At 43.6% G+C, this 539-nt stretch carries 1 protein-coding gene; it reads right to left on the reverse strand.

Annotation, left to right across the window (positions count from 1 at the left end; translation table 11 throughout):
• Positions 1-442, reverse strand: a 442-nt coding sequence (locus A3757_RS01150; RefSeq protein WP_156506083.1) for a nucleoid-associated protein, incomplete at its 3' end; no start/stop codon positions are given.
• Between the last annotated feature and the right edge of the window lie 97 nt (positions 443-539).

Genomic DNA, 539 nt, shown 5'->3' on the forward strand with positions numbered 1-539 from the left:
TATTTGTGTTGAGGTAGTCCACGGTATCGAGATTAAGCCCAGAGTCTAGGAGTAGGCCGGAATTTGTTTCCAGCGCAAAGATATAGACTCGAGGGCCATCTGCACGTTCCTCATGAACCGTAAGGATAGTGGCTTCAAAGCTCTCGCTGGTTTTATCCACTAGGTCTTTGAGTTGATTCATGTAGAGAAGGCTTAGCTTCTCGAAGCTGATTTTTCCATCCAGTTGCTCTTTCAACCAGTTTTGATAGGGGGCACTACTATAGTCTTCATCAAATTGACCGTGGAATTTACCTGCTTTGAATTGAAAGACTTTTTTAAGTTGACTGAAGAGTCCTTCATGATCTGCAGTGACGTCAGGTGCCTGCTCACAGAGTTGAATTTCTGAAGGTTGATCTTCTTGCCAGCGAGTAATCTTATGAAAAACTAGCGAAGTAATAGCCATGGATTGAGTTCTCTCTGTGTCCAATGAAATAAGGGGCTACGAAGTAAATCGTAGCCCCTGTCTTTGGGTTAGGCTTACTGAGATGAGTATCTCAGTG

The organism is Oleiphilus sp. HI0117, from assembly GCF_001635235.1.